An 11,650-nucleotide genomic window follows, 5' to 3' on the forward strand; every position below is an offset into this window, starting at 1 on the left:
TGTTAATCCAAACACCTCTGCCCCATGCTTGTTCTAGGCATCGAAAGTTCCTGCGACGAAACCGGCCTTGCGCTCTACGACACCGACCGCGGCCTGCTTTCGCACGCGCTGCATTCGCAAATCGCCATGCATCGGGAATACGGCGGTGTAGTGCCGGAACTCGCCTCTCGCGACCACATCCGCCGGGCATTGCCACTCCTCGAACAGGTCATGGCGGAAGCCGGCACGGTGCCAACGGATATCGACGCTATTGCGTTCACGCAAGGACCTGGTCTAGCCGGAGCGCTGCTGGTGGGCGCGAGCATTGCCAATGCATTAGCCATGGCGTGGGACTTGCCGACCGTCGGGATTCATCATCTGGAAGGGCATCTGCTGTCGCCGCTGCTGGTGAGCGAGCCGCCGCCGTTTCCGTTCGTCGCGTTATTGGTGTCGGGCGGCCATACGCAATTGATGCGCGTAACCGACGTAGGTGAGTATGAAACGCTCGGAGAGACGCTGGACGACGCCGCCGGCGAAGCCTTCGACAAAACCGCAAAACTGCTGGGCCTCGGTTATCCGGGCGGCCCGGAAGTCTCGCGGCTCGCCGAATTCGGTACATCCGGCGCAGTTAAACTGCCGCGCCCGATGCTGCATTCCGGCGATCTGGATTTCAGCTTCAGCGGATTAAAAACCGCAGTACTGACGCACAGCCGCAAGCTTGGCGCGAACATCTGCGAGCAATCGAAAGCGGATCTGGCGCGAGGTTTTGTCGATGCGGCCGTCGATGTGCTGACTACGAAATCGATCGCGGCATTAAAGCAGACGGGCCTGAACCGGCTGGTCGTGGCCGGCGGAGTGGGCGCGAACCGGCAATTGCGCGAGGCACTGTCCGCCGCCGCGAAAAAGCGTCGCTTCGAAGTGCATTACCCGGATTTGGCGCTATGTACCGATAACGGCGCCATGATCGCCCTCGCCGGAGCATTGCGTCTCGCGCGCTGGCCTGATCAGGCCGTGCGCGATTATGCGTTCACGGTGAAACCGCGCTGGGACCTGACATCGCTGGCGGCTGCGTAAGTGGCTGCACCAACGTGAGGCGCCATCACCGTCTCAGCGCCTCAAACAGCCAGAGCTGAAACCCGCTTGTCATGCTCGATCACGGCGTAGGCGCTGTGGTTGTGGATCGACTCGAAGTTCTCGGCTTCCAGCACATACGACACAATCCGTTCGTCCGCATTCAGTCGCGTGGCGACATCGCGGACGAGGTCTTCAACGAATTTGGGATTCTCGTAAGCACGCTCGGTCACGAACTTCTCGTCGGGCCGCTTCAGCAAACCCCACAACTCGCACGACGCTTCCTCTTCCGCGATCCGGATCAAGTCCTCAATTGCGACATCACCCTCGAACTCCGCCGCGATAGTCACGTGCGAGCGCTGGTTATGCGCGCCGTACTGAGAAATCTGCTTCGAGCAAGGGCAGAGGCTGGTGACCGGCACGAGCACTTTCAGCGAGATCCGCGTTTCGCCGCCACGCACTTCGCCAGTCAACGTAACCTCATAATCCATCAGGCTTTGCACGCCAGACACCGGCGCGGTCTTCATGACGAAGTACGGAAGCGAAACCTCGATACGACCCGAATGCGCTTCAAGCTTCGCCAGCATCGACGCGAGCATGATGCGGAATGCGGCCTGGTCGAGCGGCGCGCGATGTTCGTCGAGCAAGGCGACGAAGCGCGACATGTGCGTGCCTTTTTGATCGGCGGGAAGATGAACGTCAAGATTCCAGAGACCAACGCCCGGCTGCAATTCGCCGCTGGAGGTGCGGATAGTCAGCGGGTATCGAACTGCTTTTACGCCCACGCGCTGGATTGGGATCTGCCGGACGTCGAGCGAACTCTGAACATCGGGCATCGCAAAGGCGGGATTCATCTGATTCATTCTTTTTCCTTGTCCGTGGCGTAAATCTCGTCGCGCGAACCTTGGACGCCCACGGATGAAACCAGACAGGCGTCCCCGACGCCCGTCTTCACCACACGTTCTTCAATCACGTTCTGCAATCAGGCGACGCGTTTCGTCAGCTTGCCTGCATCGGTTTCGACGGCGTTATTCAGGAAGCGCTCGCGAATCGAGTTGGCAATGCCAGCACCATCCAGCCCGCACGATGCCAGCAGCTTGACCGGATCGCCGTGATCGATGAAAAGATCGGGCAAGCCCAACTGCAGCACAGGCTTGATGACCGCGCTCGCCAACAGGCTTTCCACGCATGCCGAGCCCGCGCCGCCCATGATCGCGCCTTCTTCCACGGTCACGAGCGCGTCGTGGGTGGCGGCGAGTTCACGCAGCAATTCGGCATCGATTGGCTTCACGAAGCGCATGTTCGCGACGGTGGCGTCCAGTTCCTCAGCCGCCGCCAACGCGGGGGCGACCATGGTGCCGAACGCAAGGATCGCGATGCGCTTGCCGGAACCCATTTTCTGCGTCGAGTCGCGGCGAACTTCGCCCTTGCCGAGAGGAATAGCGGTCATTTTCTTGACGATCTTCACGCCCGTGCCGGCACCGCGCGGATAACGCACGGCGGAAGGATTGGGCTGCTGCAACGCCGTGTAAAGCATCTGACGACATTCGTCTTCGTCTGAAGCCGCCATCACCGTCATGTTCGGGATGCAGCGCAGGAACGCGAGATCGTAATTACCCGCGTGCGTCGCGCCGTCCGCTCCCACCAGACCGGCGCGATCGATAGCGAATACCACCGGCAGGTTCTGTAACGCGACGTCATGGATCAACTGATCGTAGGCGCGCTGCAAGAAGGTGGAATAGATTGCGACAACCGGGCGCATGCCGTCGGCGGCAAGACCGCCCGCGAACGTCACGGCGTGTTGTTCCGCTATACCGACATCGAAATAACGATCAGGAAAACGCTTTTCAAACTCCACCATGCCCGAGCCTTCGCGCATGGCCGGCGTGATGCCGACGACCCGCGAATCCTGCTCGGCGGCGTCGCACAGCCATTCGCCGAAGACTTGCGTATAAGTCTTCTTCGATGGCGCCGTCGAAGGCTTGATGCCTTCTGCCGGATTGAACTTGCCGGGACCGTGATAGAGCACCGGATCGGCTTCGGCGAGTTTGTAACCCTGCCCCTTCTTCGTCACGACGTGCAGGAACTGCGGGCCGCGCAATTCCTTGATGTTTTGCAGCGTCGGAATCAGCGATTCCAGATCGTGCCCATCAATCGGACCGATGTAGTTGAAGCCAAATTCTTCGAACAACGTGGCCGGAACAATCATGCCCTTCGCGTGTTCCTCGAGCTTGCGCGCGAGGTCCAGCATAGGAGGAGCCACGCGCAGCACGCGTTCAACGCCGGCACGCGCCGCTGCGTAGAAACGCCCGGACATCAAGCGCGCGAGATGGCGATTCAACGCGCCCACCGGCGGGGAGATCGACATGTCGTTGTCGTTCAGGATCACGAGCAGCGGCACGTCGTCGGCCACGCCTGCATTGTTCATGGCCTCGAATGCCATGCCGGCGGTCATCGCACCGTCGCCGATCACCGCGATCGAATAACGGTTGTCGCCCTGCAGTTTGCTGGCGATCGCCATGCCGAGCGCCGCCGAAATCGACGTGCTGGAATGCGCGGTGCCAAAGGTGTCGTATTTCGATTCGCTGCGGCGCGGGAAGCCGGAAATACCGCCGGCCTGGCGCAGCGTCTTCATCTGGTCGCGACGGCCGGTCAGGATCTTGTGCGGATAAGTCTGATGACCCACGTCCCACACAATTCGATCGTGCGGGGTGTCGAAGACGTAATGGAGCGCGATCGTCAGTTCGACCGTTCCGAGGTTCGACGACAAGTGCCCGCCCGTCTGCGACACGCTATCGAGCACGTAGGCACGCAGCTCTTCGGCCAGCGGTTTTAGTTCGTGGCGGTCCAGGGCGCGCAAGGCGGCCGGATCGTCGATGGTTTTCAGCAAGTCGTACATCGTCGTCCCATTTAGGAAAACTGGCGGAAGCCGTTCGGTTGTTACCCGGCGCTGTTTAAAACAGCCTGTGTAAGGAGCGCAAATTGCACCAGGCACGCCCGCCGGTCCCGCGTTTTATCGTATGTTTCAGTGCACCCGGTTCACAACCAGGTCAGCTAATTCCCCGAGCCGACCGGCACGCGGGCCAAAAGGCGCGAGCGCGGCGTGCGCATCGCGGCCCAGTTGTGCCGCCAGCTCGCGCGATGCATCGAGTCCGATGATCGACACGTAGGTCGGCTTGTCATCCTTCGCGTCCTTACCTGCCGTTTTGCCCAGCGTAGCCGAGTCGGCCGTGACGTCGAGAATGTCGTCTACCACCTGGAACGCAAGTCCGACTGCGGCTGCGTACGCGTCTAGCGCATTCATGGCGGCTGCATCAGGGGCTTCGCCACAGAGTGCACCCATTCGCACGGCCGCGCGCAGCAATGCACCGGTTTTCTTGCGATGCATGGTTTCAAGTTCCGGGCGCGACAGCTTGCGGCCCACGCTTTCCAGATCGATTGCCTGGCCGCCCGCCATACCGACCGAACCGCTTGCCAGCGCCAGTTCGCGCGTAAGCGACGCCTGCTGCGCCGCGTTCAGGCCATTGTCCGCCGTCAGCACAACGAAAGCCTGCGACTGCAAAGCGTCGCCGACCAATAATGCCGTCGCTTCGTCATATTGCACATGTACCGTTGGTTTTCCGCGACGCAACGCGTCGTCGTCCATAGCCGGCATGTCGTCATGCACCAGCGAATACACATGAATCATCTCGAGCGCCGCGCTCGCCGCTTCCAGTTGCTGCGAACCCGCGCCGGTCAGCTCGCCGGCTGCGTGGCACAACAGCGGGCGAACCCGCTTGCCGCCGCCGAGCACCGCGTAGCGCATGGCTTCATGCAGTTTGGCCGGCGCGATGTCCGTTCCCGGCAAATAATGCTCCAGCGCCGTTTCAACGCGGTCAAGGCTCGCGCGCATCCATTGATCGAAAGTCATAAGTCGTCCCCGTTATCTGCCGTTGTGCCGGCGCCCTGAGTGGCGCGCTGGACCTCGGCGGGCAGCGGTTTTAGTGTGTCGCCGTCGAGCACGCGAACTTGCTGCTCGACCTTCTCTAGTTGTTGCTGGCAAAAGCCGACCAGCGCGGCGCCGCGCCTGTACGCCGCCAGCGACTCTTCGAGGCTCAGCGCGCCGCCCTCCATGCGCGCCACGAGCCCCTCCAGTTCGGCCAGCGCCGTTTCGTAATTCTCCGGGAGCGGCGCGTTGTCCGCGCTAGCCGAGCCTTCCTGCGTTGCGGTCTTCGCCATGAATCGTGGGTGTAATGTCGGATTTTGGGAAACAAGTCGGACATTCTACGGCAAAAGCTGCTTTTCCGACCTTCAGCGTGCTCTCACCCATGCCTGTGGCCTGTCTCAGGCCATTACCGCCTATCTCTGAAAAAGTGGAGAAAGGGTGTCGCCTTGCGGAACTCCTCAGCAGGAGTTGACCCAAATCAAGGCCCTAGGTGCCCCATTGATGGGGTTTTCGGTATAATCGCGGGCTCCCTAAATCGAATTTTCGATGGTTGGGTTGTTCACTGCTTTCACGTCTTCACGGGAGTGGGAATGTCCAATCTGAGCAATGCATTGCAACTGAACGCCATCCACAGTCAGTTGCCAGTCACGGCTTACTTTGACGAAGCGCTTCTCAAGCGCGAAATCGACACGCTGTTCAAACGCGGTCCCCGCTATATCGGCCATGAACTCATGGTGCCCGAGGCGGGAAGTTATTTTGCTTTGCCCGGCGAAGGCGAAGGGCGTCTGCTCGTCCGTAACAAGCAGGACGAAATCGAGTTGCTCTCCAACGTGTGCCGTCACCGCCAGGCCATCATGCTCAACGGGCGGGGCACGGCGGAGAACATTGTGTGTCCGCTACACCGCTGGACTTACGACCTCGACGGCCAGTTGCTCGGCGCGCCGCATTTCGCTGACAACCCGTGCCTCAACCTCGGTAAATCTGCGTTGCAGAACTGGCAGGGACTGCTGTTCGAGTCCAGCGGCCGCGACGTTGCCGCCGATCTGGCGAAGCTCGGCCCGGCGAAACATTTCGACTTTTCGGGCTTCATGTTCGATCACGTCGAAGTGCACGAGTGCAATTACAACTGGAAGAGCTTTATCGAGGTGTACCTCGAGGATTATCACGTCGCACCGTTCCATCCGGGTCTGGGGAGCTTTGTTTCCTGCGACGACCTGACGTGGGAATTCGGCGACTGGTATAGCGTTCAGACGGTTGGCGTGCACAAGAACCTGGAAAAGCCGGGCAGCCCGACGTACCGCAAGTGGCACGACGAAGTGCTGCGCTTTCGTGGCGGCAAACCGCCCGAGTTCGGCGCGATCTGGATGGTGTATTACCCCGGCATCATGATCGAGTGGTATCCCCATGTGCTGGTGGTGTCGTGGCTGATTCCGCAAGGCCCGCAGAAGACGACGAATATCGTCGAATTCTATTATCCAGAGGAAATCGCACTGTTCGAGCGTGAATTCATCGAGGCGGAACGGGCGGCGTATATGGAAACGGCGAGCGAGGACGACGAGATCGCCGAGCGCATGGACGCCGGAAGGCGCGCGCTGATGAATCGCGGCGAGTCGCAAGTCGGGCCGTATCAGAGCCCGATGGAGTCAGGGATGCAGCACTTCCATGAGTTCTTGCGACGGCAGTTGGGCGAGATTTGAGGGGATCGCTAGGTCACCAACGCAGGCCTTGAAAAGGAAATGCCCATCGCGTATTGATGGGCATTTTTTCGGCTGCACATAGATCAATACGGCCTGCAACGGCGCGCGATGCTCGTAGACCTTCAGGATGCGAAACTCCGTGCGTAGGGTGCCGTTGGCCACGGTCTGGATTTGCTGAAGATCCACTACAAGCACGTCGCCCTTTCCGAAGCGCTCGCCTGCGTTGACTTCCTTCAGGAACTCGCTGTCATCCATGGCGGTAAAGAACGCCGACTGACCATCGTGTACACGCCATTTGTTCTGGTCTTTAAATGTCACCGACTCGATCAGCAACATCTTTCTCGTAGTGGAATCAGAGACCACATCCTCTTGCTCATCCGAAAAGACGAACGCCGCCAGTTCCGCGCTCTCGATGTCCAAGTCGATATCGTTGCCTCGGACCACGCCAAAGCTCGTGATGCCGTCAAGTTCGAGCGGAGACAGCGCCTTTTGCAAGAAAACGCGTACTGCTCGCGTTTTATAAAGCCGAAAAACCGGCCTCGAAACCTCCATCACCTCAGTTTCCGTCATCCAGACGCTGAAGGATTCCCCGTTGTCTTCAACCTGTTCAGGGCGGCGACCACGCATTTGCCGGAGAAAGCCGATGAGACCACCTCCACCGACAAGACCGACTACCGCCAAAATGGCCGAAGCGTTGGACACCGCTGTCGCGGTCGAACTGGCAAACATGTCACGCAGTTGAACAAGCAGCGCCTGCGTGAAGATCAATTCGATCTGGAACGAACCCGACTTGAAGTTGCCCTTGACCTCGACGCGGACATCCGCGGAATTGCCGTTGAGTTCGGTATTCGCCGCAGAGAACAAATCGGCGATGGCGACGAGCGCGGGCGCAAGGTCGCGGACATTCATCCGGTGCTCGTCGAGCGCCGGGCCGTCGTAGACGACGTGGAATTGTTCGTGGTTGCTCATTGAGCCGGAGTTTATAACGGGAGTGGTGGGAACACCGGGTGATTTTGACGCCATTCGCAATCCTTGGTTTTCGGCTAGTTGCGTAACGTGAAGTGGCACGCTCGACTCGGAGCAAGCCCGGTGTCGAACGCGTTACGCGCATGGATTGCCCGCGCCGGAACAGTTGCGCGCTGATTGATACTGGCGACGAAGGACGGACCTCGATACGCGAAATGTCCTAATCCAGTCATGATTTTTTTAAATACCCCAACGCGCGTCAGGCGGCATAGCGCCACGAACTGGCCGTTCCGAGCGACTAGCAGACACAAACATTGACGATGTGCTCAATCCCTTGTCGTTTTTGTTTAGACTTGAAACTTAACTACCGCGACGCGCCGTCCCTCGGCCTACCAAGCCGCGCGTTCGCTCCGGGAGCTGTCATGCCGCACACGCACCACACCACGCTTATTTCCGCGACCAATCTTGTCGAACGCCTCGCCGCCGCGCCCGGTAGCGTGCTTATCGTCGATTGCCGCTTTGACCTAGCCGCCCCCGAAGCCGGGCAAGCCGCCTACGCGGCAGGACATATTCCGGGCGCGCACTATCTGCATCTCGACCGCGATTTGTCGAGCGCAAAGACAGGCAAGAACGGCCGCCATCCGCTGCCGGAACGCACGGCACTGGTCGCCGCACTCAAGCGCGTGGGCCTGAAGGAAGGCCAGCAAGTCGTGACCTACGACGCCCAGGGCGGCATGTACGCGGCACGTCTGTGGTGGCTATTGCGCTGGCTCGGGCACGATTCGGTCGCCCTGCTCGACGGCGGCCTCAACGCATGGCAAGCAGCCGGCCAGCCCCTCGACACGGCTACCCCAGAAGAATCCGAAGGCACGTTCAAGGCGGGCGCGCCGCTGGCCGTCACGTTCGACGTCGACGCCGTCGTGCGCAACCTGAGCACGCATGACCATGTACTGATCGATGCCCGTTCGGCGGACCGGTATCGCGGAGAGAACGAGACGCTCGATCCGGTCGGCGGCCATATTCCAGGCGCGCTGAACCGCTTTTTCAAGGACAACCTGACCGCCGATGGCCGCTTCAAAACCGCGCACGAGCTGCGGGAGACATTTAGCGGGCTGCTCGGGGCGACATCGCCGGATCGGGTGGTGCTGCAATGCGGCTCGGGCGTGACGGCCTGTCACAACGCACTGGCGATGGAAATCGCCGGCCTGCATGGTGCGGCACTTTACGGGGGATCATGGAGCGAATGGTGCGCGGATGCATCGCGGCCGGTGGTAACGGGCGCGACGGCTTAAGGCTGTTGCTCTGCCAGGGGTGAAAGAGTGCGCAGCGGTGCGGGTGGGAAACTAGCCCTCCGCGCCTTGCAAGAATTTGCGTTTTTTCTCTGCCAGGCGTGGAGAAAGCAGCAACAGTAGGGATGGGCGGTGCCTCGCTGCCCATAGCAAATAGCCAAGCGCCGCGCTTGGGGCGAAAACAGCGGTGCAATCACGCTCTTGTGTGGTTTTAGGAACGGGCCGCGCCGCCGCAATCTTGCCCCTTCACTTCACCCCATGTTCACTGAACCACGCCAAAGCGCGCTTCCAGCCATCTTCCGCATCGGCTTTCCGGTAACTCGGCCGGTAATCCGCGAAAAACGCATGCGGCGCGTCGTCGTAGACCACGATCTGCGAGCCACGCGCCACCGGCGGTCCCGACGCAATCGCCTGCTTCATCTGCTCGAGCGAGTCCTGCGGGATGCTTGGATCCAGCTTGCCGAACAGGCCGAGCACCGGAGCTTTCAAGTTTGACGCGAGATCGAGCGGATTCGCCGGATTGTTCTGCGTCTTTGGCCCCACCACACGTCCGTACCAAACCACCGCTGCTTTGAGTTGCGGATTGCGCTCGGCATAAAGCCATGTGATCCGGCCACCCCAGCAAAAACCATTGATCCCCAGCCGATGCAAATCGCCGCCATGTTCGCCCGCCCAGGCGACCGTCGAGTCGATATCGGAGAGGACCTGGTCGTCCGGCACCTTTGAGACGAGTTGGTCGTTCAACTGCTGCATCGACGGGAATTTCGATGCATCGCCTTCGCGCACATAAAGATCAGGCGCGACGGCCAGATAGCCGAGTTTGGCGAAGCGCCGGCAGACATCGGCAATATGTTCGTGCACGCCGAAAATCTCGTGAATCACGATGATCACCGGCAAGTGCGTCTTGCCTTTCGGTTGCGCTCGATACGCGGGAATAAGCGTGCCGTCGGCGGCCTTGAACCCGACCGGGCCGGCTTCCAGACCTTCGGTATCTGTAATGATAGTTTGCGCGGACACCGGCATCACGCAAGCGGCAAAACCGCTACCGACCGCGGCCTTGATAAACGTGCGCCGGTTGAACGGGACATGCGGAACGAGGCTGTCAATATCAGGCGTAAGCATGCAAAGCTCCAGCGGCATGGGCCGCGAAGGACCACTGGCACACGGTGCTAGCGAACCAGACGTCCGGTATGGGTAAGCCGCGCTACCGGCCCGCAAAGCCAGCCGAAAGCACGGCAACGACTACGCAATCACTACACGACAACCGGCTTTGAAGCGCGCGCTGCGCTGCAAAGCCGGCGGCCCATTCTAAACAGCTTTAGTGGAGCTTGACGCGTGGCGCGGTGGAGCGCCGCAGCCAGTGAGCGACCGTATCAAGCGCCATGCGCGCCCAGCCATGCAGCGCCGCAATATGCATGCGGTACAGCGACTGATACATGAAGCGCGCGAACAGCCCTTCAATCAGCATGTTGCCGCCGATCAACCCACCCATCAGACTTCCGACCGCGCTGAAATGCCCAAGCGACACCAGCGATCCAAAGTCGCGATACGTATAGTCGGGCAGCGGCTTGTCTTCAAGCCGGCGCTCAAGCGATTTCAGCAGGAAACTTGCCTGCTGGTGCGCGGCCTGCGCACGCGGCGGCACGTTGCGCCCTTCTTTCTCGCCGCCGGGCCACGGGCACGCGGCGCAATCGCCGAGCGCGAAAATGTTGTCATCGGTTTCAGTCTGCAGCGTGCGGCGCACGATCAACTGGCCGAGCCGGTTGGTGGCCAAGCCATCGAGTTTCGCGAGCACGCCCGGCGCGCGAATACCCGCCGCCCATACAGTCAGATCGGCCGCGATGGTCTTGCCGCTCGCCGTACGGATGGACCCGCGCGATACCTCCGCCACCGTCTCGCTGGTCATCAGCGCGACGCCAAGCTTGTCCAGCAAGTCGGCGGTCGCGGTGGATACACGCTCGGGCAACGCGGGGAGAATGCGCGGTCCGGCTTCGATCAATACGATCCCGATATCGTGTTTCGGATCGAGCTTGTGCAGCCCGTAAGCGTGCAGCACTTGCGCCGTGTTGCGCAATTCCGCCGATAACTCCACGCCCGTCGCGCCGCCGCCGACAATCGCCACCTGGATGCGCGGCTGCCTCGGCCCGGCATCGGCGGTGCTCGCCGTCGCCGGTTCCGGCGCCCGATATTCCGCGCGAATACACGCCGCGATCAGCCGTTTGCGGAACAACTCGGCCTGATCGACGGTATCGAGGGCGAGCGAATTTTCTTGCGCACCCTGAACGCCGAAAAAGGCCGTCGTGCTGCCGATCGCCACAATCAGCGTGTCGTATTCCAGATCCCGTTGCGGCATCAACTCGCCGGCTTCATCGTCGAGAAGGGGGCCGAGCGTGACGCGTTTGGCCGTCCGGTCGATGCCGAGCAAATCGCCCTGCTGGAACTCGAAACCATGCCAGCGCGCCTGCGCCGCATACGGCAATTCCTGCGAGAACGGGTCCATGCTGCCGGCCGCGACCTCGTGCAGCAACGGCTTCCAGATATGCGTGGAATTGCGGTCAATCAACGTGACTTGCGCACGCGCCGTGCGTTTGCCGTCTGCATTGCCGAACTTGTCACCTAGACGCGTGGCCAGTTCAAGCCCACCCGCTCCGCCGCCAACGATGATGAAACGGTGCATTCAAACTCCCCTATGACATCATTCAAAACTAGCTGGATGGGCCACC

At 60.8% G+C, this 11,650-nt stretch carries 10 protein-coding genes; 3 read left to right on the top strand and 7 right to left on the bottom strand.

Annotated features, from left to right (window positions below):
- Positions 1–24 precede the first annotated feature (24 nt).
- Positions 25–1,053 (top strand): tRNA (adenosine(37)-N6)-threonylcarbamoyltransferase complex transferase subunit TsaD, encoded by a 1,029-nt coding sequence (gene tsaD, locus GSQ93_RS11090; protein WP_158935699.1) that lies wholly within the window; start codon positions 25–27, stop codon positions 1,051–1,053.
- A gap of 41 nt (positions 1,054–1,094) precedes the next feature.
- Here the strand turns inward: tsaD and folE2 are convergent, their stop codons facing one another.
- The 4 genes from folE2 to GSQ93_RS11110 form a co-directional block, all read right to left on the bottom strand.
- Positions 1,095–1,913: a GTP cyclohydrolase FolE2 gene (gene folE2, locus GSQ93_RS11095; RefSeq protein ID WP_158935700.1), complete on the bottom strand. Its 819-nt coding sequence runs from the start codon at positions 1,911–1,913 to the stop codon at positions 1,095–1,097.
- A gap of 119 nt (positions 1,914–2,032) precedes the next feature.
- The gene (gene dxs, locus GSQ93_RS11100; RefSeq protein ID WP_158935701.1) at positions 2,033–3,949 is read right to left on the bottom strand and encodes a 1-deoxy-D-xylulose-5-phosphate synthase; all 1,917 of its coding nucleotides are present in this window, start codon (positions 3,947–3,949) and stop codon (positions 2,033–2,035) included.
- A gap of 126 nt (positions 3,950–4,075) precedes the next feature.
- Complete coding sequence (locus tag GSQ93_RS11105) at positions 4,076–4,960, bottom strand: polyprenyl synthetase family protein (RefSeq protein ID WP_158935702.1); 885 nt, start codon at positions 4,958–4,960, stop codon at positions 4,076–4,078.
- Positions 4,957–5,268: an exodeoxyribonuclease VII small subunit gene (locus tag GSQ93_RS11110; protein ID WP_158935703.1), complete on the bottom strand. Its 312-nt coding sequence runs from the start codon at positions 5,266–5,268 to the stop codon at positions 4,957–4,959. Before GSQ93_RS11110 ends, GSQ93_RS11105 begins: the two co-directional genes overlap by 4 nt.
- A 297-nt stretch (positions 5,269–5,565) precedes the next feature.
- On the opposite strand from GSQ93_RS11110, the gene GSQ93_RS11115 reads away from it, so the two are divergent.
- On the top strand, positions 5,566–6,672 hold the full coding sequence (locus GSQ93_RS11115) for an aromatic ring-hydroxylating dioxygenase subunit alpha (protein WP_158935704.1): 1,107 nt from the start codon (positions 5,566–5,568) through the stop codon (positions 6,670–6,672).
- On the opposite strand, the gene GSQ93_RS11120 is transcribed toward GSQ93_RS11115, so the two are convergent.
- The gene (locus GSQ93_RS11120; protein WP_216857617.1) at positions 6,619–7,695 is read right to left on the bottom strand and encodes a hypothetical protein; all 1,077 of its coding nucleotides are present in this window, start codon (positions 7,693–7,695) and stop codon (positions 6,619–6,621) included. The two genes, GSQ93_RS11115 and GSQ93_RS11120, sit on opposite strands and share 54 nt — an antisense overlap.
- Before the next feature lie 365 nt (positions 7,696–8,060).
- Between GSQ93_RS11120 and GSQ93_RS11125 the strand changes: the two genes are divergently transcribed.
- Positions 8,061–8,930, top strand: a complete 870-nt coding sequence (locus GSQ93_RS11125; RefSeq protein WP_158935705.1) for a sulfurtransferase — start codon at positions 8,061–8,063, stop codon at positions 8,928–8,930.
- Positions 8,931–9,173: 243 nt separating this feature from the next.
- Here GSQ93_RS11125 and GSQ93_RS11130 read toward each other — a convergent pair whose 3' ends face one another.
- A complete protein-coding gene (locus tag GSQ93_RS11130) occupies positions 9,174–10,049 on the bottom strand; it encodes a dienelactone hydrolase family protein (protein WP_158935706.1) in 876 nt (291 codons plus the stop codon).
- 196 nt (positions 10,050–10,245) lie between these two features.
- The gene (locus tag GSQ93_RS11135; RefSeq protein WP_158935707.1) at positions 10,246–11,604 is read right to left on the bottom strand and encodes an NAD(P)/FAD-dependent oxidoreductase; all 1,359 of its coding nucleotides are present in this window, start codon (positions 11,602–11,604) and stop codon (positions 10,246–10,248) included.
- Between the last annotated feature and the right edge of the window lie 46 nt (positions 11,605–11,650).

The organism is Burkholderia sp. S171 (assembly GCF_009766085.1).
Lineage (GTDB): Bacteria > Pseudomonadota > Gammaproteobacteria > Burkholderiales > Burkholderiaceae > Caballeronia.